The organism is Verrucosispora sp. WMMD703 (assembly GCF_049178935.1).
Classification (GTDB): Bacteria; Actinomycetota; Actinomycetes; order Mycobacteriales; family Micromonosporaceae; genus Micromonospora; species Micromonospora sediminimaris.
In genome coordinates this window covers 4,060,913-4,079,201 of sequence record NZ_JBMHMM010000004.1, presented here as the reverse complement: position 1 = coordinate 4,079,201, position 18,289 = coordinate 4,060,913, and the positions used below count along the sequence as shown (strand labels likewise).

At 69.7% G+C, this 18,289-nt stretch carries 17 protein-coding genes; 9 read left to right on the top strand and 8 right to left on the bottom strand.

What is annotated here, in order from left to right:
- The first annotated feature begins 190 nt into the window (after positions 1–190).
- A complete protein-coding gene (locus ACN26Z_RS19190) occupies positions 191–796 on the top strand; it encodes a DUF998 domain-containing protein (RefSeq protein ID WP_421462641.1) in 606 nt (201 codons plus the stop codon).
- 76 nt (positions 797–872) lie between these two features.
- Here the strand turns inward: ACN26Z_RS19190 and rph are convergent, their stop codons facing one another.
- Complete coding sequence (gene rph / locus ACN26Z_RS19185) at positions 873–3,524, bottom strand: rifamycin-inactivating phosphotransferase (RefSeq protein WP_421462640.1); 2,652 nt, start codon at positions 3,522–3,524, stop codon at positions 873–875.
- A 180-nt stretch (positions 3,525–3,704) separates the two neighbouring features.
- Between rph and ACN26Z_RS19180 the strand changes: the two genes are divergently transcribed.
- Both ACN26Z_RS19180 and ACN26Z_RS19175 read left to right on the top strand, forming a co-directional pair.
- Positions 3,705–4,370, top strand: a complete 666-nt coding sequence (locus tag ACN26Z_RS19180; RefSeq protein WP_421462639.1) for a TOPRIM nucleotidyl transferase/hydrolase domain-containing protein — start codon at positions 3,705–3,707, stop codon at positions 4,368–4,370.
- 55 nt (positions 4,371–4,425) lie between these two features.
- Complete coding sequence (locus ACN26Z_RS19175) at positions 4,426–4,893, top strand: NUDIX hydrolase (protein ID WP_421462638.1); 468 nt, start codon at positions 4,426–4,428, stop codon at positions 4,891–4,893.
- Positions 4,894–4,946: 53 nt separating this feature from the next.
- On the opposite strand, the gene ACN26Z_RS19170 is transcribed toward ACN26Z_RS19175, so the two are convergent.
- Together ACN26Z_RS19170 and ACN26Z_RS19165 are read right to left on the bottom strand one after the other, a co-directional pair.
- Entirely contained in the window at positions 4,947–6,026 is a 1,080-nt protein-coding gene (locus ACN26Z_RS19170) for a tartrate dehydrogenase (RefSeq protein ID WP_421462637.1), read from the bottom strand.
- A complete protein-coding gene (locus tag ACN26Z_RS19165; protein ID WP_421462636.1) occupies positions 6,023–6,712 on the bottom strand; it encodes a GntR family transcriptional regulator in 690 nt (229 codons plus the stop codon). Before ACN26Z_RS19165 ends, ACN26Z_RS19170 begins: the two co-directional genes overlap by 4 nt.
- Positions 6,713–6,813: 101 nt before the next feature.
- Here ACN26Z_RS19165 and ACN26Z_RS19160 point away from each other — a divergent pair, with 101 nt between their 5' ends.
- From ACN26Z_RS19160 to ACN26Z_RS19135, 6 genes are all read left to right on the top strand, one after another.
- Complete coding sequence (locus ACN26Z_RS19160; RefSeq protein WP_421462635.1) at positions 6,814–8,088, top strand: MFS transporter; 1,275 nt, start codon at positions 6,814–6,816, stop codon at positions 8,086–8,088.
- Between the two features lie 10 nt (positions 8,089–8,098).
- Positions 8,099–9,031 (top strand): NAD(P)-dependent oxidoreductase, encoded by a 933-nt coding sequence (locus ACN26Z_RS19155; RefSeq protein WP_421462634.1) that lies wholly within the window; start codon positions 8,099–8,101, stop codon positions 9,029–9,031.
- On the top strand, positions 9,028–10,638 hold the full coding sequence (locus ACN26Z_RS19150) for an FAD-binding dehydrogenase (RefSeq protein ID WP_421462633.1): 1,611 nt from the start codon (positions 9,028–9,030) through the stop codon (positions 10,636–10,638). Before ACN26Z_RS19155 ends, ACN26Z_RS19150 begins: the two co-directional genes overlap by 4 nt.
- Positions 10,639–10,644: 6 nt before the next feature.
- Complete coding sequence (locus ACN26Z_RS19145; RefSeq protein WP_421462632.1) at positions 10,645–12,006, top strand: acyclic terpene utilization AtuA family protein; 1,362 nt, start codon at positions 10,645–10,647, stop codon at positions 12,004–12,006.
- Positions 12,003–12,320 carry a DUF4387 domain-containing protein gene (locus ACN26Z_RS19140; RefSeq protein WP_421462631.1) on the top strand — a complete coding sequence of 106 codons (318 nt, stop codon included), beginning with the start codon at positions 12,003–12,005 and terminating at the stop codon, positions 12,318–12,320. The genes ACN26Z_RS19145 and ACN26Z_RS19140 overlap by 4 nt, the downstream gene beginning before the upstream one ends.
- A 111-nt stretch (positions 12,321–12,431) precedes the next feature.
- Positions 12,432–12,959, top strand: coding sequence for a hypothetical protein (locus tag ACN26Z_RS19135; RefSeq protein WP_282238115.1), 528 nt, complete (start codon positions 12,432–12,434; stop codon positions 12,957–12,959).
- Between the two features lie 124 nt (positions 12,960–13,083).
- Here ACN26Z_RS19135 and ACN26Z_RS19130 read toward each other — a convergent pair whose 3' ends face one another.
- The 5 genes from ACN26Z_RS19130 to ACN26Z_RS19110 form a co-directional block, all read right to left on the bottom strand.
- Positions 13,084–13,878: a carbohydrate ABC transporter permease gene (locus tag ACN26Z_RS19130; RefSeq protein ID WP_421462630.1), complete on the bottom strand. Its 795-nt coding sequence runs from the start codon at positions 13,876–13,878 to the stop codon at positions 13,084–13,086.
- Between the two features lie 83 nt (positions 13,879–13,961).
- On the bottom strand, positions 13,962–14,984 hold the full coding sequence (locus ACN26Z_RS19125; protein ID WP_093406991.1) for a carbohydrate ABC transporter permease: 1,023 nt from the start codon (positions 14,982–14,984) through the stop codon (positions 13,962–13,964).
- Between the two features lie 10 nt (positions 14,985–14,994).
- On the bottom strand, positions 14,995–16,293 hold the full coding sequence (locus ACN26Z_RS19120) for an extracellular solute-binding protein (protein WP_093406988.1): 1,299 nt from the start codon (positions 16,291–16,293) through the stop codon (positions 14,995–14,997).
- Positions 16,294–16,937: 644 nt separating this feature from the next.
- Positions 16,938–17,669: a hypothetical protein gene (locus tag ACN26Z_RS19115; RefSeq protein ID WP_282238116.1), complete on the bottom strand. Its 732-nt coding sequence runs from the start codon at positions 17,667–17,669 to the stop codon at positions 16,938–16,940.
- Positions 17,662–18,237, bottom strand: coding sequence for an RNA polymerase sigma factor (locus ACN26Z_RS19110; protein WP_421462629.1), 576 nt, complete (start codon positions 18,235–18,237; stop codon positions 17,662–17,664). The genes ACN26Z_RS19115 and ACN26Z_RS19110 overlap by 8 nt, the downstream gene beginning before the upstream one ends.
- Between the last annotated feature and the right edge of the window lie 52 nt (positions 18,238–18,289).

Here is an 18,289-nt window from a genome sequence, read left to right as displayed (position 1 = left end):
CGCGACGCCGTGGGTGGTGATCCATAGACGTCTGCGAATCAAGGCTATGGGTTGTCGTATCGACGGGCAAGGTGGATCGGTCATCCGCTTCGCCCTGCCCGATCTCATGACGAGCGGCACTGTCCGGCCCGGGGCTGACGCGATGTACTGAAGCCGCCGGAGAGCCCGGCAGACGGCAGGAAGAAGTCACGTGGCCTTGTGGGTAGGCGCCATCGGTGCAGTGCTGTTCGTGCTGGTGTTCCTCGCCGACGGCTGGAGTCGACCGGACTACGCCTCGGCACGCCACCCGATCAGCGCGCTGGCGCTCGGCCGGCGCGGCTGGATCCAGACGACGAATTTCGTCGTCTCCGGCTCGGCGATCACGGTGGGTGCGGTCGGGGTGCTCCTCGACGGGCCGAGCGCCCTGCTCGGTGTGGTGCTGACCGTCTTCGGGCTCGCCCTCGTCGCATCCGGTTCGTTCCGGATGGACCCGATGCTCGGATATCCGCCGGGTGCTCCGGCCGGGATACCCGAGGAGCACAGCGCTCAGCACCGACTCCACGACTTTGCCGGCGCCGTCGTCTTCCTGTCCCTGCCCCTCGCCGTGGCGATCGGAGCGTTCACGCTGCCCGGGACGTCGTGGCGGATCGTCTCGGCCGGTCTCGCCGTCGCCCTGTTCGTCGGATTCGGCTGGTTCGGCAGGGCGTGGGAGGAGGTGTCACCACGCCTCGGCCTCATCCAGCGCGCCATCGTCATCCCTGGGTGGGGCTGGCTGGCCGCCCTCTTCACCGCGCAGGCCCTCGGCCTGGGCTGGTAGCTGTACGGCAACCGGTGAACCGGCCCTCGGTCTCGCCGCCCGATCGCTGAGGTTCGCGTAGCCGGCGGCCGCGCGTCTATCGGGGGAGGATTTCCACGTAGCCGTCGGTGGCGTGCACCCGGATCCGCTGCCGGTCGGGGATCAGTCGGGTGGCGTCTGCCACCCCGACGACGGCTGGCAGGCCGTACTCCCGGGCGATCACCGCGCCGTGGGTCATCTGCCCGCCGACCTCCGTCACCAGGCCGGCGACGGCGACGAACAGGGGCGTCCAGCTGGGATCGGTGTGGGTGGTGACGAGGATGTCGCCCGGTTCGAGATCGGCCTGGGCCAGATCCAAGATGACCCGGGCGCGCCCTTCCACGGTCCCGGTGGAGACCGGCAGGCCGACCAGGGCGCCGGCCGGCACGTCGTCGCGTCGGTACGCTCCGGCGACGGCCTCACCCTCCGAGGTGAGCACCCGAGGTGGTCGGAGCGCCTGGTACGACCGGAACTCCTCCCGGCGCTGCCGGATGAGCCGGTCGTCGACGTGGTTGGTGCGTACGGCGTCGTGGAACTCGTCGAAGGTGAGGAAGAAGACGTCCTCCTTCTCGCGGATCACCCGCGCCTCGACGAGACGTTCGGCCTCTGCCAGCAGGGCCTGCTTGTAGACGGAGTAGCGGCTGATGATGTCGTACTTCGGGTACTCCCGATAGCCGGCGAAGGTCCGGACCCGGTCGATCATCCGCTTGGTCTCGGTGGCCTTGCGCTCCCCGTCCGGCAGGGCGCGCAGCCGGGACAGCACCTCCTGCGTCTTCCGCTCCGCAGCCTGCCGGCCCTGCTCGAAACGACGCTCGGCGGCGCCCGGCTCGGCGTGCCGGGCGTGTTCCAGTAGTACCGGCAGCAGCGTGGTGGGACGTTCGTGCCACCGTGGCCTGGTGATGTCGATCTCGCCGACGCAGCGCATCCCGTACCGGTCGAGGTACGCCTCGATGGCGTGGCGCGCCTCGGTGCCGCCGGGCAGCCTGGGTAAGTCGTCCAGGAAGCTCTCACTCTCGACGTCATGCAGGAACGCCACCACCTCGGGGTGCGGGCGGATCACATCGGCGACGTCGAGCAGCGCCAGCCCCATCTCCGACGTCACGTTGCCGGGGGCGGAGAGGGTCAGCGTGTCGGCCGCGTTCTTCTCGCCGAGCCACTCCCCGAGGTGGTCGTTGAGCCACCAGGTGGCCTCCATCCCCGCCATGATCGCCTGCATGCTCAGCGGGTCACTGAGGACTCGTTTGTGCTCCTGGAACGCGGTTGTCAGGAAGTCGAACAACGCCGTGCCGGTCTGCGTCCGGATGTCGCGCCGCAGGGCGGCGATGGAGGCTTGGCTGCGCTCGACCAGTCCGGCGACGATGGCCGGGTCCGTGTCGATCGCAGTGACCTCTGGGCCGGCGGCCGGTGCGCCACCGGTCTGCGCCTCGGGCCGCGTCGGGGCGGATGGGTCCGGCCGGTTCGGAATGAAGTCGGGGCGGTCGAGGATGGTCTCCAGCGCATCCCTGACCAGCGGGTCGCCCTTACCCATGAGCTCCAGCAGGGCGGCGCGGGTCGCGGGGGAGGCCAGCCGCTGGGTGACGTCGACGAACAGCCTCCCGCCGGCCGCCTGCATCGGTGCCATGGCCGTCAACTGCCACATCGACAGCCCCAGCGGCTTCATGGCATCGGTCATCATCTGCTGATGGCCGACCGAGACGAAGACGTGGTTGTCCTGGTCGCCGGTTGCCGGGACAGGGAACAGCGTCGTGATGGGCCGGCTCTGCACGATCTGGAAGGCGTCGCCGACCAGGCACCACTCGATGTCCTGCGGGCAGCCGAAATGTGCCTCGATCCGCCGCCCGAGCTGCGCGAGCCGTACGACCTGGGTGTCCGTCAGGGTCGGCTGCTCCCGCCGCTGCGGGTCGACCGGCTGTTCCCGCGTACCACCGTCGGGGAGGGCGTGGAGGGCCCGTCGTTTGGTGGCGACCGCCCGGGCGACGATCTCGCCGTCGCGCACCGTGAACACGTCGGGGTTCACCAGGCCGGAGACCAGAGCCTCGCCGAGGCCGTAGCTGGCATCCACGGAGGAGACCTTCCGGTTGCCGGTGACCGGGTCGGCGGTGAACAGGATGCCGGTCGCGTCCGGGAAGACCATGCGCTGCACGACAACGGCCATCCGGACCGTACGGTGGTCGACGCCGTTGCGCTGGCGGTAGGTCACCGCCCGCTCGCTGAACAGCGACGCCCAGCACCGGCGGACGTGCTCGACGACCGCGGTCGCGCCCAGCACGTTCAGGTACGTGTCGTGTTGACCGGCGAAGGAGGCCGTCGGCAGGTCCTCGGCGGTCGCGCTGGACCGGACGGCGTACCCGGCCTGCCCGTCGAGTTCCTCGACGGCGGCGGCGATTGCCGCCGCCAGCTCGCCCGGCACAGGGACGGCTTCGATGGCGTGCCGGATCTCGGCGCTGCGCGCCCGGATCGCGTCCCGATCGTCCGGGTCCAGCCGCACCAGCTCATCGAGCCGATCGTCGATCGACGGCACCTCGGCCATGAGCCGTCGGAACGCGGCCGTGGTCACGCAGCAGCCGGCCGGCACCCTGAGGCCGTCGATCCGCGTCAGCAGGCCCAGGTGAACGCCCTTGCCGCCTACGACCCCGAGCTGTGTCTCATCGATGTCCCGCAGGCCCACCACGTACTGCCCGGTCGTCCCGTACGTCGACAGCTCCCGCACGATGTGCCCCCGTTTCTTCGTCGGTGCCGTGTCCGGCCGACGATTCTGCGGCAGAACCCGGGTCTTGCCACAAGCCCCCCGGTGCGCTATACGTTAGGAGTGGCAGGGAGGCGACTCTCTGCCTTTGTCTTTGTCGCCCGTCGCGGGGCTCCACCGCCGACCGGACGGGGGAGGCCCACCATGGATGTCACCTCGCGTCGCGAGCCGGCCCGGACCGGTCTCGACGGGCCGTTGGGTGGCAACGCCGCATCGATGCAGGCCACCGCCCGGGCTCTGGCGCAGGCCGAGTCGGCCGTGGCCGTGGTGCTCGTCGAGGGCATCAGCGACCAGATCGCTCTGGAGACGCTGGCGGCTTGTCGTGGCCGCGATCTCGCCGCCGAACGGATCGTCATCGTTCCGATCGGCGGGGCCCACGCGATCGGTCGCTTCCTGACCAGGCTTGGCCCACCCGGGACCGGTTTGCGCCTCGCCGGCCTCTGCGACCTGCGGGAGGAGGAGATCTTCCGGCGTGGGCTGACCGAGGCTGGTGTCGGTACGCCCCGCACCCGCGCCGAGTTGGCGCAGCTCGGCTTCTTCGTCTGCGTCGACGACCTGGAGGACGAGTTGATCCGTGCCGTCGGCAGTTCGGCTGTCGAGGCCCTCTTCGACACCCAGGGTGACCTGCGGCTGTTCCGTGGGTTCCAGAGCCAGCCCGCCTGGCGCGGCCGGGATCCCGACGCACAGCTGTGGCGGTTTCTGCGCAGCAGTTCTCGCCGCAACCTGCGCTACGCCCGCCTGCTCGTCGAGGCCGCTGTCGCCCGGGACACCGTGCCCCAGCCCCTCGACGTGCTGCTCACCGGCGTGTGATCGGCGTGGCGGCGATGCGGGCGCCCCACGCCCACCCACGGGAACCGTTGCCGGGATGAGTTTCCGGCTGGCCGCCTACGCCGTGTGCATCGACCACAGGCGGGTGTTGCTTGTCCGTTGCGTGTGGCCGTCGGGCGAGACGAACTGGTCCCTCCCGGGCGGCCGGGTCGAGCACGCGGAGGATCCGTTCGACGCGGTGCTTCGGGAGGTTGCCGAGGAGACCGGCTGCGATGGCGTGGTCGAACGCCTGCTGGGTGTGGACTCCCGGGTGATTCCCGCCGCCGAGGCACGGTCCGGACGCGAGCACCAGAACGTGGGCATCTTCTACCAGGTCCGCATCACCGGCGGGGTCCTCCGGCCGGAGCCGAACGGCGCGACCGCCGAATCGGTCTGGACTCCGATAGCGGAGGTGGTTCACCTGTGCCGATCCTCCCTCGTGGACGTCGGCCTCGCCCTGGCGCGGACGCGTCCGAAAACCGGGCACGTTCTGCCGGTCCCGGTCGGTGGGCTCGTCCAGCACTGACGCCAAGCGGTACCGCCGCGCTGCCGGGGGATCTCCGGCGGGCGTGGACGGGTTCAGCGTTCCCGGACGCGTTCGGCGATTGCCCGGCCCAGCTCCTCGGTGGTGCCGGTGCCGTGCAGGTCGGGGGTGAGGGGCGCCTCCTCCGGTCCGAGCGCCAGGACGTCCTCGACGGCGCCGAGGAGGTGGGCGGCGGCTTCGGGATGGCCGAGGTGGTCCAGCATCATCGAGCCGCACCAGATCTGGCCGATCGGGTTGGCGATGCCCTGGCCGGCGATGTCCGGCGCGGAGCCGTGCACCGGTTCGAAGAGGCTCGGGTGGCGGCGGTCGGGGTTGATGTTGGCGCTCGGCGCGATGCCGAGCGTGCCGGTGCAGGCCGGGCCGAGGTCGGAGAGGATGTCACCGAAGAGGTTGCTGGCGACGACCACGTCGAACCATTCGGGATGCAGGACGAACTGGGCGGCGAGGGCGTCGATGTGGAACTTGTCGACCCGTACGCGGGGAAACTGCTCGCTCATCGCGGCCACCCGCTCGTCCCAGTACGGCATCGAGATGGCGATGCCGTTGCTCTTGGTGGCTGATGTCAGGTGTCGTCGCGGGCGGTTCTGTGCCTGCTCGAAGGCGAAGCGCAGCACCCGGTCGACGCCGATGCGGGTCATCACCGTCTCCTGGAGCACCGTTTCCCGGTCGGTGCCCTCGAAGATGCGCCCGCCGACGCTTGAGTATTCCCCTTCGGTGTTCTCGCGTACCACCAGGAAGTTGATGTCGCCGGGCTCGCGGTCGGCGAGTGGACTGCGGACGCCGGGCATGAGCCGGCAGGGGCGCAGGTTCACGAACTGGTCGAAGGTGCGCCGGAACTGGAGCAGGCTGCCCCAGAGCGAGATGTGGTCGGGCACCACGGTGGGCCAGCCGACCGCGCCGAAGTAGATGGCGTCGAAGGCGCGCAGCGTCTCCTCCCAGTCGGCCGGGAGCATCCTCTGGTGTCGCTGCCAGTACTCAGCGCTGGCGAAACCGAAGTCGGTGAACTCCAGCCGCAGGCCGAAGCGGCCGGCGGTCGCCTCCAGGGCTTCGATCCCGGCCGGCACGACCTCCTTGCCGATCCCGTCGCCGGGGATGACGGCGATCCGGTGGTTCATCGGGCCCTCCGCAGTGCGTCGAGGCCGCCCTGGGCGTCCGCGATGGCGATACGTTCGGCGGCGGCGGAGTCGCCGGCCCGCAGTGCCCGGACCAGGGCGCGGTGGCTGGTGTAACGCTCCATCCCGAAGGTGTCGTCCTCGGCCACCCGCTGCAACAGCAGTTCCCGCCGCTGCGGGCGGGTGAACACCCGGCTCTGGCCGAGCATCCGGACGAGGACCGGGTTGTGGGCGCAGGAGTTCACCGTCTCGTTGAACTCCACCATGGTGTCGAGCAGGGCGGTGAGGTGCCGCTCGGTCGGCAGGCCCTGGGTGCGGCGTTCCTTGAGCAGGATCAGCAGGTCGTCGGCCCGGTCGAGGATCTCGTCGAGGGCATCGAGCTGGTCGGCCGTGGCATGCCGGGCGGCGAACCGGGCGACCAGGCCGCGCAGGCCGACCTCGACCTCGGCGAGGTCGTCGATGGCGGCGTCACGGATCTCGGCGACCAGCACGGTACGCGGCCCGATGCGCTCGATCAGCCCGTCGGACTCCAGCCGCCGCAGCGCCTCGCGGGCCGGGGTGGGGCTGATCGCCAGGCGTTCGGCCAGGCCGCGCTCGGTCACCTTCTCTCCCGCTGTGAGCTCACCGGCGGCGATGGCGGCGCGGACCTGACGGTACGCCTGATCGGCGAGCGTCTCCGTGACTGTCATGGCCACACCCTAACTCATGCCATTGCCTAAGTTGCATGCAACTGTTGACGAGTTTGCTATAGCAAACTAGCGTGACGCGGCACACGTTACGTGGAGGTGACATGGCCGACATGAAGACTCGCGACGAGGTGTCATACCGGAAGATCACGTTCTTCATCGCCCTCGCGCTGTTCGCGCAGGAGTCGACCTGGAACTTCTACGACAACCAGGTGCCCGTTCTGCTGCGCGAGCACGTCACCAGCGCCGCCCTCGTCGGCGTGCTGATGGGCATGGACAACCTGCTGGGGATCTTCATCCAGCCCTGGATCGGCAACCGGTCGGACAACACCCGGACCCGGTGGGGTCGGCGCATCCCGTACCTGGCGGTGGGCATGCCCCTCGGCGCGTTGTTCTTCCTGCTCCTGCCCTGGACCACCTCGCTGGTCACGCTGGTCGCGGTGATGGTCTGCTACGCGCTTGTCGCGAACACCATGCGACCGCTCGCCGAGGCGCTGACCCCGGACTTCGTCCCGCCGCAGCGACGCGGCCGGACCAACGCCATCGTCAAGATCGCCACTTCGCTGACCATCATCGTGGCGTCGCTGATCAGCCTCCTGGTGGTGGACGACCACCCCCGGGCGGCCTTCGTCATCCCGGCGGCGATCATGCTCGTCGTCACCGCCGTGATCATCACGAAGGTGCGCGACAGCCGATCCCCGGCCTATCAGGCCGCCGTGGCCGAGGACGCGACCGCCGGGCCTGACCAGACGAAGTCGCCACTGTGGCGGGTCGTCACCGAACTGGTCACCAGCCGGGACCGGCGGCGGGTACTGCTGCTGCTCACCGTCTTCCTCTTCGGCGGCGCCTGGTTCGCGTCCCGGTCACTGATGACCCCGTACGGCATGGAGGTGCTCGGCCTGACCCGCGGTGAAGCCGGCGGGCTCACCCTGCCCAGCGGCGTCGCGTACCTGATCGCGGCCTATCCGGCCGCGCTGGCGGCCGAGCGCTTCGGTCGGCTGCGGGTGATCCTGATCGGCATCGCCGTCTTCGCCGCGGCACTCGCGGCCGGCTCCGTCGTGCGGACCCCCACCGGCACGGTCGTGCTGTTCTGTGTCGCCGCCATGGGCGCCGCCGGATTCCTGATCAACGCGGCGGTCGCGTTGTGGAACCTGGCCCCGTCCAGCCGGATGCTCGGCGCTTACACCGGGCTCTACGCGGTCACCTGGTACCTGGGCGGCTTCGCCGGTCCGGCGCTTGTCGGCGCGGCGGTCGACCTCGTCGGTTGGAACTGGATGCTGCTCGACATCGCCGTGCTGGCCACCCTCGCCGGTGTGGTGGTGATCCGGCTGGCCCGCCTGGAACGGGTCCGCGAGACGACCCCCGCCCTGTCACGTTGAGAGAGAGCCGATGCCGACCATCCTGATCACTACCGACTACCTGCGCCCCGGGGACGAGGTGGACACCTACCTCACCGGCCAGGGCTTCACCACGCGGCACGACCCGATGCGCGGGTCGCGCCGGCCGGCGGACCTGATCGCCGCGCTGACCGGCGCCGACGGCGCGCTGATCGCCAACGAGCCGATGACCGAGCAGGTGCTGGCGGCCTCGCCCGGGCTGCGGGCGATCGTGCGCACCGGCGTCGGGTACGACTCGGTGGACGTACCGGCCGCCACCCGTCTCGGCATCAGCGTCAGCAACCTGCCGGGGATCAACGCCAACGCGGTCGCCGAGTACACCATCGCGTTGCTGCTTGCCCAGGCGCGGCATCTGGTCCCGATGGCGGTCGGTGTCGCGGCCGGTGACTGGCCGCGCCAGGACGGGCACGAACTGCGCGGCAAGACCCTCGGCCTGATCGGTCGTGGCGCGGTGGCCCAGCGGGTGCGACCACTCGCCGAGGCGTTCGGCATGACGGTGCTGGGCCACGAGATCCCGCTGGAACACCTGCTCCGCGACGCCGACTACGTGTCGATCCACACCGCGCTGACCCCGCGCACCCGGCACCTGATCGACGCTGCGGCGCTGACCCGGATGAAGCCGACCGCCCACCTGATCAACACGGCACGCGGGCCGATCGTCGACGTCGTCGCGCTGGCCGAGGCGGTCCGGTCCGGCCGGATCGCCGGGGCGGCCCTCGACGTGGTGGACGTCGAACCGCTGCCCGCCGAGAGCGTGCTGCGCGGAGTCGACGGCATCACCGTCTATTCGCACATGGCCGGCCAGACCACCGAGGCCCGCCGCGACTCGGGCCGGTGCGGGGCGCGCGAACTGGTCGCCGCCCTGGCCGGTAACCCGCGGACCTCCGTCAACGCCCACCTGATCGACCCGGAGCAGAGAAGATGACAGCTGATGTGATCGTTGTCGGGGCCGGCCTGGCCGGGCTCGTCGCCACCGCCGAGCTCGTGGACGCCGGGCACCATGTCCTCCTGCTCGATCAGGAGCCCGAGCAGAGTCTCGGCGGCCAGGCGTTCTGGTCGTTCGGTGGCCTGTTCCTTGTCGACTCGCCCGAGCAGCGCCGGATGGGCATCCGCGACTCGCGCGAGCTGGCCTGGCAGGACTGGCTGGGCAACGCCGGTTTCGACCGGCCGGAGGACGAGTGGCCCCGGCGCTGGGCCGAGGCGTACGTCGACTTCGCCGCCGGGGAGAAACGCGCCTGGCTGCGCCAGCTCGGCGTCAAACTGTTCCCGATCGTCGGCTGGGCGGAGCGCGCCAACAACTCGGTGCCCCGCTTCCACATCACCTGGGGTACCGGGCCGGGGCTGCTGGCGCCGTTCGTCGCCAAGGTGCGCGCCGGGAAGGCCACGGTCAAGTTCCGGCACCGGGTAGACGAGATCGTGCGTACCAACGGCGTCGTGTCCGGCGTACGCGGGAAGGTCCTCGAAACGAGTGGCGCGGAACGCGGCACCGCCACCAGCCGGACGGTCGTCGCGGACTTCGAACTGTCCGCGCCGGTGGTGGTCGTGACCTCCGGCGGCATCGGCGGCAACCATGACCTGGTCCGCCGCAACTGGCCGGAGCGGCTCGGACTGCCGCCCACGCACATGATCTCCGGGGTGCCGGCCCATGTGGACGGCCGGATGATCGACATCGCGGCGACGGCCGGCGGCGCGGTGATCAACCCCGACCGGATGTGGCACTACGTGGAGGGCGTGCAGAACTGGAACCCGATCTGGGACGCGCACGGCATCCGTATCCTCCCCGGACCCTCCTCGATCTGGCTGGATGCCCTCGGGCGCCGGCTGCCGGCGGAGCTCTCGCCCGGGCTCGACACCCTCGGCACCCTGGCTCACCTGCGGTCCACCGGGTACGACCACAGCTGGTTCGTGCTGACCCAGAAGATCATCGAGAAGGAGTTCGCGCTCTCCGGCTCGGAGCAGAACCCGGACCTGACCGCGCGCAGCGTCCGCCAGGTGCTTGGCCGGATCCGGGCCGGTGCGCCGGGGCCGGTCGAGGCGTTCAAGAACCACGGCGCGGACTTCGTGGTCGCGTCCGACCTGGACGAACTGGTGAACGGGATGAACGCGCTCACGGAGACGCCGTTGCTGGATCCGGCCGAGGTGCGGCGGGTGGTCGAGGCACGCGACCGGCAACTGGACAACCCGTTCACCAAGGACCTGCAACTCGCCGCGATCCGGAACTTCCGGAACTACCGGGGGGATCGGCTGATGCGGACCGCCCCGCCGCACCGGATCCTCGACCCGAAGGCCGGACCGCTGATCGCCGTACGCCTGCACGTGCTCACCCGCAAGACCCTCGGCGGCCTGCACACCGACCTCGACGGGCGGGTCCTGGACGCCACCGGGCAGCCGGTTCCCGGCCTCTTCGCCGCCGGTGAGGCCAGCGGCTTCGGTGGCGGTGGCATGCACGGCTACCGCGCCCTGGAGGGCACCTTCCTGGGCGGCTGTCTCTTCTCCGGCCGGCAGGCCGGCCGTGCGATCGCCAAGAATTGAGGAACGATGGCCACCAACCCTGACTCCGTACGCATCCTCGTGCCGGTCGGCATGCTCGGCGCCGGATTCCCGCCCGAGACCGTCGAACGTGGACTGGCTGTCGGCGCCGACGTGATCGCCGTGGACGGCGGCTCGACCGACTCCGGGCCCTACTACCTGGGCACCGGCACCGCCAAGACCGCCCGCGCCGCGGTCGCCCGCGACCTGCGCCTGCTGCTGCGGGCGGCGGCCACGGCCGGCATTCCGCTGATCGTCGGCTCGTGTGGCACCAGCGGCACCGATGCCGGTGTCGACTGGGTCGCCGGCATCACCCGGGAGATCCTCGCCGCAGAGGGCCTGGACCTGCGGCTGGCCACGATCTACAGCTCACAGCAGGCCGCCGACCTCGATCTGGACCGGATCCGTCCCCTGCCGCCAGCCGGCGACCTCGACCGGGTGACACTGGACAGCTGCACCAACATCGTCGGGATGATGGGCCACGAACCGATCGCCGCGGCCCTGACCGCCGGCGCCGACGTGGTCCTCGCCGGACGGGCCACCGACACCGCCGTGGCCGCCGCCTATCCCTTGCTCAAGGGCATGCCGGCCGGACCCGTCTGGCACGCCGCGAAGATCGTCGAGTGCGGTGGGCAGTGCACCACGAACCCGCGTGCGGGTGGTGTGCTGGCCACCGTGGACGCGACCGGTTTCACAATCGAGCCGCTCGATCCGAGCAATGCCTGCACACCCACCTCGGTAGCGGCGCACATGCTCTACGAGACGGTAAACCCGTTCACCATGCGTGAGCCGGCCGGCACCATCGAGGTCGGCGACGCGGTCTACCGCGCTCTGGACGAGCGGCGCGTCCGTGTCGAGGGTTCCCGGTTCGAGCCCGCCGCGCAGCACACCATCAAGCTGGAGGGCGCCCGGATCACCGGGTACGAGACGATGTCGTTCACCGCCATCCGTGATCCGCACATCCTCGGCCAGATCGACACCTGGACCGCCCTGCTCCGCAAGATGGTCATCGAGTGGGTTGCCGGGACCATCGGGCTGGGCGAGGGCGACTACAGCTTCGACATCCGCCGTTACGGGTACGACGCGATCCTCGGCGACCTCGACCCGGCCACCGGCCCGCCCCGCGAGGTGGGCGTGATGCTCCTGGTGCGTGCGGCGGACCAGGCGACCGCGACCGCGGTCGCGAAGGTCGCCAACCCACTGATGCTGCACCTGCCCACGCCGGACATGGATTATCTGCCCAGCCTCGCCTTCGCCACGTCACCGGCCGAGACGGAACGCGGAGCGGTGTACGAGTTCGTGCTCAACCACGTCGTCGAGGTGTCGTCGCCGACCAGCCTGTTCCGCGTCTGCCTGGAGGACAACCGATGACCGTGGTCGCCGATCTCGCGCTGGAGGTCCGGTCCAAGAACGCCGGTCCGTTCTGGGTGACGATGGAGGTGTTCGCCCGCGACGCCGACGCCTACGAGGTGGTCGCTGATTCAGCGTTCCTGGACGCCTCGGTGATCGCCCGCCTCTACGGCGTCCCGGCGCAGGACGTCCAGTTCTACCGGATTCCGTCGCTCAACGTCGTGAAGATCTCGTTCCCGCGGCCGGTGGTGCAGGGCAGCCTGCGCGACCACGACATCCACGCCGGGCAGCACCATGTGCCGCTGGCGATGCTGGCCGTCCCACCCGTCACCTGACAGCGCGGCCGGATCCCGGCAAAGCCGGGGGAATCTACCGATTCAAGTTTCGGCTGGTCGTGCTGAAGTTGGTCATCGGCGGCAAGCGGTGCCGCGGCGGAGGGATGACCTATGGAGATCCTCAGGAGGCTGGCCCAGGCTGCGGTCGTCGGTGGGGTGCTCGCCATGCTCGTGGCGTGTGGGAGCGATGCCGGCTCAGGTTCTTCGACGCCGGGGGCGGCTCCGGGCGCGGCGGACAGCGTCGACGGTGCCGCGCCGGACGACGACGCCGGGTCGCTGACCGAGCCGAAGGGTGAGGAGTGTGAACGCCTCACCACGGACGAGGTCGCGGACGCGATCGGGGCGCACGACGGCGGGCAGCACGACTACCAACTCGGCGGTTGCGTGTGGACGGCGACCTCCGGTGGTGAGGCGATCCACGCGTCGGTGCTGTCCAAGGACGAGTACGAGGCGGTGGCCGAGATCGGGGAACCGGTGAGCGGATCCGCCGACGGGGCCGTCTACGACGAGATCCATGGCGAGCTGTGGTTCCCGTGCGGCAGCGGTGAGTTCTGCGGCATCAAGGCCGACATCGGTGACTCGGGCCGGCGCAAGGAGGTCGCGTTGCGGATGGGCACGGTCCTGCAAGGCCGGGTGTAGCCCCCGCCGCCCGGGGTGGCGCTACCGCCCGACGCGCCGACGCGCCCGGCTCGCCCGGTCAGACCTGAGTCTGGACCGGGCGAGCCGGGCGCGTCGAGGAACTGCCGCCGCTTCCGCTGACGGATCAGCCCTTCACGGCTCCGGTCAGCCCGCCGACGATCCGGCGTTGGAACAGGCTGAAGAAGACCAGCGCCGGGATCATCGAAAGAGAGGTGAACGCCAGGACCTTGGCCGTGTCGACCGAGTACTCCGAGGCGAACGCCTGCACGCCGAGGGGCAGCGTGAAGGTCTCCTCCCGGTTCAGGATGAACAGCGGCAGCAGGTATCCGTTCCAACTCTGGATGAAGGTCAGGATGGCCACGGTGATGACGCCCGGCATGGCCAGCGGGAGCACCATCCGCCAGAAGAAGCCCAGTCGGCTGCAACCGTCGATCGACGCGGCCTCCTGGATCTCGTCGGGGATCGCCCGTACGAACGGGACCAGGATGATGATGGTCAACGGAATGCCGAACCCGATCTGCGGCAGGATCACCCCCGGCAGCGTGTTCATCAGCCCGAGGTTCTTGACCAGGATGTACAGCGGGGTGATCGCCACCGTCAGCGGGAACATCAGACCGGCGGCGAACAGCGCGTACATCGCCCCCCGCCCCCAGAAGCGGTAGCGCGCGATGATGAAACTGGTCATCAGACCGAGCGTCACCACCCCCGCCGTGGTGGCCAGGGCCACGATTGTGGAGTTGAAGACCTGCTGCCAGAAGGTGCTCCCGGTCAGCACGTCGAGGTAGTTCTGGGTCTGCCAGGTGGTGGGCAGCCCGGCCGGGTCGGTGGTGATCTCCGCGTTGGTACGGAAGCCGCCCAGGATGATGTAGACCACCGGGGCCAGCATCGTCGCGATGAGCAGCAGCGCGATGAAGTACACCGACGGGTCCGTCCAGCTGAACGGCTTCCTGGACCGGGATGACCTGCGCGGCGCCCGGCGCCCCGCTACGGCGGTCACGGCCATCAGCGCCTCCCTCCGGTGATCGCGCCCTCGGTGTCCCGGCGCAGGATGAACCGCTGGTACAGCAGGGCCGCGAAGAGCGAGATGAAGAACAGGACCACGGCGACCGCGTTGCCGTACCCGTACTCTCCCGCGTTTCGTCCGTTGGCCACCATGTAGGTGGCCATCGTCGAGGTCCCCGCCGTCGCCGCAACGTACTGGCCCCAGATGATGTAGACCAGGTCGAACAGTTGCAGGGCGCCGATCATCGACAGGAAGGCCCAGATGCGGATGGTCGGCCCGAGCAGCGGCAGTGTGATGCGTCGCTGGATCTGCCAGTACGACGCGCCGTCGATCGCCGCGGCCTCCGTCAGCTCCTCCGGGATGCCCTGTAGCCCGGCGAGGAAGAGGATGACGGCGAAGCCGATGTACTTCCAGGTGAGGATGCCCATCAGCGTCCACATGGCGATCTTCGGATCGGAGAGCCAGTCGTTCTGCAGCCAGCCGAGCCCGATCTTCTCGAGGACGGCGTTGACCACGCCCTCCCCGTGCAGCATCAGGCTCCAGCCGGTGCCGACGACCACCTCGGCGATGACGTACGGGATGAAGACCAGCACCCGGATCAGCGTCTGCCCCCACATCTGCCGGTTCAGCAGCAGGGCGAGCAGGATGGCCGCCGGCCCCTGGAGCAGCAGGGAGAGCACCACGATGATGCCGTTGTGGCGCAGCGCGTCGATGAAGGTGCTGTCTTCGAAGATCAGCAGGTAGTTGCGGAATCCGACGAAGTCCTCAGCCGGCCCGTAGCCCTGCCAGCTGAAGAAGCCGTAGTAGGCGGCCATGGCCACGGGCAGGATGACGAACGACAGGAACACGATAAGTGTCGGCCCCGTCATCAGCGCGATTTCCAGCCGGGCCGGCCAGCCGATGCCCTTGCGTCGGCGGCGCCGGGCCGGGGGCGACACGACCGGCGTGTCACCCCCGACCTTCGTCAGACCCGGTGACGGGTCCGGCGCGAGCCGTACGCTCTCGTGTTGCGTTTCAGACATGGCGTTCGGACTACTGCGCCCTCTTGGCGGCGGCCTTGACCGCGTCGACGATGCTCTGCGGGTCCCCCTTGCCGGCCAGCATGTTCACCACAGCGGTGTTCAGGGCGTTGCCGACGTTCTGCCCGTAGACCGTGTCGAGCCACTGCGAGACGAACGGCGCCTGGTTGTAGGCGGCGAGAATGGACTGCAGGTGCGGCTCGGTGACGGCGGCCTGGGCCTCGCTGTTGACCGGCGGCGCGTTGAACGCCTCGTAGTAGGCCTTCTGCACGTCGGTCTTCGCGATGTAGTTCAGGAAGGCGGTGCACTCGGCCTTGGGAGCCTGGGCCGAGCAGGAGTAGCCGTCGACACCGCCGAGGATCGCGCCGGGCTGACCGGCACCGCCCTCGATGCTGGGGAAGGGGAACCAGCCCAGGTCGGGCAGCGGCTTCTGGTCCGGGGTCAGGGAGGCGATGACGCCGGGGTTCCAGGCGCCCATCAGCTCCATCGCCGCCTTCTTGTTGGCGAGCAGACCGGCCGAACTGCCGGCGCCCTGCTGAGCGGAGGTGGTCAGGAAGCCGTTGTTGAACGGCTCGGACGCGGCGAAGTTCTGCACGTCCTGACCGGCCTTGAGCCAGCAGGGGTCGTCGAAGGTCATCGTCTGACCGGCCTGGGTGATGGTCTCCGAGCTGCACTCACGCAGCGCGAAGAAGTAGTAGTAGAAGGCGGCCGGCCAGGCGTCCTTTGCGCCGAGGGCGATCGGCTGGACGTTCGCCGCCTTCAGCTTGGTCACGGCCTCCTGAAGCTCGGTGAGGGAGGCCGGGGGCTGGTTGATGCCCGCCTTGGCGAACAGGTCCTTGCTGTAGAAGAAGCCGCCGGGCAGGACGGCCACCGGCATCGCGTAGACCTTGCCCTCGATCGTCTGCGCCGTGAACGACCCCTCGGAGATCACCTTCTTGGTGTCGTCGGTGATCGAGTCGGTGAGGTCCATCAGCTGGCCGGCCTTGACCATCGCGGCCATCTTGCCGCCGCCACGCTGCATGAACACGTCGGGGGCGTCGCCGGAGTTGAGGGCGGTCTGGAGCTTGCCGTCCAGGTCCTCGTTCTGGATCGACTGAATCTCGATCTTCACGTTCTGGTTGGCGGCCTCGAAGTCCGCGACCGTCTTCTCCCAGAATGCCTTGCCCGGCCCGGTGCTGGCGTTGTGCCAGAAGCTCATCGTGACCGAGCCGTCGCTGTTACGACCGTCCGAGTCGTCGCCGCCGCAGGCCGCCGTCGCCAGGACGCCCGTCGCCAGGGCTACCGACACAGCCAGTAGTTTTCTCGCCCTCATCAATCTTCCTCTCTGCCAAGTCCGCCAACCTGAAACAACCCTGCGAACGAGCCGAAGGCCAGCACGTGCGCCGTGGCGGCGCCGAAGGGGTGTTTCCTGTCGACAGGCACTGGTCCGGGCTCGCCTCGCGGTCACCTCGCGATCAACCTCGGAGTGACCCAGGCCACCGACGGCCAAAACGGTCGCAGACTTGTCCGAAAAAAACAAGACACGTTTCCGAAACTTCCGTGACCTGAAGTCGGGGGTGACGACGTCGCTGGTCAGCCGGGTTTATCGGTGGCGGTAGCAGGGCGGCTACGAACGTGGCTCTGCGTGACAGGCTGTTTGCGCTAACAAACACTGGTCGGTTACGGGGTCCGAATCGTCCGGAAGCTGGGCTGGGAGCCCCGCCGCACCGCTTCGGCAACCTGGTAGCTCGCATCCTGGTCCCGGAAAAATCCCGGTAGGGACTCCGGGTGCCATCGTCGGGCTCACCCGCGAGGAATCGTTGTGGGCCCGTTACGAAGGCGATACCGAACCACGGGCGGATGGAGGCGCCAGGCAACTCCTGGCGGCACTGGTTGATCACGCTTACAGGCATGATTGCGCGGAATTGTCACCAGCAGCGTACGACCGTCACGTAATGCCAAATCGACCCTGCGGTGTCACGCCAGGGTGGTGGCGATCATCACCGCCTCGGCCATGGTCAGATCGCCTTCCAACCGATACGTCACCCCGGAGTCCGCCCAGATCAGCGTCGCGGCGGCGAGGCGGGCGCTCGCCTGGTGGGTGATCCCGTCGCGGTCCACGTAGGAGACCGGGTGCGGGCCACCGAGCCAGATCGCCTCGGCCGCGCCCACCTGCGTCCACTCGGCGTCCGACCCGCCGGCCTGCTTGAAGAAGACCGGATCGAGGCGGCCGTCGAAGGTGTCCAGGCGCAGGGCGCCGGCCCGGTAGAGCAGGCTCGCCACCCGGTATGCGCCGGTGCCGTCCGGGTCGGCCAGCAGCGCCTGCTCGGGCGGACCCAGCACGGCCGGCGTCCGGATCGGGAAGCGCACCAACCGGCGCGCCTCGTCGAGGGTGGCGGTGCGCTGTCCCGGCGGTGGTGACGGGACGCCGGTCGGTGCCGTCCGGTCGGGCGAGGTGCTGATGGTGACGCCGGCGAAGCGCAGCAGGCCCGCCATCGCGTCGGCGAGCGCGGCCCGTCCCGACGGCAGCATCACCAGCAGCGTTGCGAGCGCCGCCGCGAGCGCGTACCGCCAGCGCCGTCGGACCGCGACGCGGCGGGAGCGTGGTGCGGTGATCAGCCGGGCACGGACCCGGGCCGTGACGTCCGGTGGCTCGGGGGTCGACAGCCAGCCGGACAGGTCGCGTAGCTCCCGCTCCAGATCATCCACGGCTGACCTCCTCGGCGGCGAGCAGGCCGCGCAGTTTCCCAAGTGCCCGCGAGGTGCGCGACTTCACGGTGCCCCGGGGCCAGCCCAGCATGGTGACCGTCTCGTCCTCGGTCAGATCCAGCAGGAACCGGCAGACGATCACCTCCCGGTCCCGCGACGGCAGCGACCGCAGGGCCCGCACGAGGGCGGCGCGGCGTTCCCCGGCGAGGACCGCGCCGACGGCGTCGTCCTCGACGATCTCCGAGCCCGACGCCACCCGCGCCGCACGCAGCGCCAGGCCGTTACGCCGCTCCCGGCTGCGGTGCAGGTTGCGTGTCTCGTTCGCCACGATGGCCAGCAGCCAGGAGCGGAACGACGAGTCGCCGCGGTAACGGTCGAGTTTGCGGTACCCCTTCACGAACGCCTCCTGGATGACGTCCTCGGCATCGGAGCCCGCGCCGAGCAGCACCGCGGTCCGGTACGCGGCCGCGGTGTGCCGAGCGACCAGGGACTCGTACGCCGCCAGGTCACCTGCCTGCGCGCGGGTGACGAACTGCTCGTCGTCCAGGGCTACCTCCGGTGGGATCACCCCTACTGACACCGCTCGTGCCGACGAGGTTCCATCGCGCCGGGTGGGAACC

Excerpts from the sequence above, each read along its gene's own strand:
- ACN26Z_RS19155 (WP_421462634.1), top strand. The coding sequence starts at position 8,099 with ATGCCGACCATCCTGATCACTACCGACTACCTGCGCCCCGGGGACGAG.
- ACN26Z_RS19125 (WP_093406991.1), bottom strand. The coding sequence starts at position 14,984 with ATGTCTGAAACGCAACACGAGAGCGTACGGCTCGCGCCGGACCCGTCA.
- ACN26Z_RS19145 (WP_421462632.1), top strand. The coding sequence starts at position 10,645 with ATGGCCACCAACCCTGACTCCGTACGCATCCTCGTGCCGGTCGGCATG.
- ACN26Z_RS19180 (WP_421462639.1), top strand. The coding sequence starts at position 3,705 with ATGGATGTCACCTCGCGTCGCGAGCCGGCCCGGACCGGTCTCGACGGG.
- ACN26Z_RS19120 (WP_093406988.1), bottom strand. The coding sequence starts at position 16,293 with ATGAGGGCGAGAAAACTACTGGCTGTGTCGGTAGCCCTGGCGACGGGC.
- ACN26Z_RS19150 (WP_421462633.1), top strand. The coding sequence starts at position 9,028 with ATGACAGCTGATGTGATCGTTGTCGGGGCCGGCCTGGCCGGGCTCGTC.
- ACN26Z_RS19175 (WP_421462638.1), top strand. The coding sequence starts at position 4,426 with ATGAGTTTCCGGCTGGCCGCCTACGCCGTGTGCATCGACCACAGGCGG.
- ACN26Z_RS19170 (WP_421462637.1), bottom strand. The coding sequence starts at position 6,026 with ATGAACCACCGGATCGCCGTCATCCCCGGCGACGGGATCGGCAAGGAG.
- ACN26Z_RS19140 (WP_421462631.1), top strand. The coding sequence starts at position 12,003 with ATGACCGTGGTCGCCGATCTCGCGCTGGAGGTCCGGTCCAAGAACGCC.
- ACN26Z_RS19160 (WP_421462635.1), top strand. The coding sequence starts at position 6,814 with ATGGCCGACATGAAGACTCGCGACGAGGTGTCATACCGGAAGATCACG.
- ACN26Z_RS19135 (WP_282238115.1), top strand. The coding sequence starts at position 12,432 with ATGGAGATCCTCAGGAGGCTGGCCCAGGCTGCGGTCGTCGGTGGGGTG.
- ACN26Z_RS19165 (WP_421462636.1), bottom strand. The coding sequence starts at position 6,712 with ATGACAGTCACGGAGACGCTCGCCGATCAGGCGTACCGTCAGGTCCGC.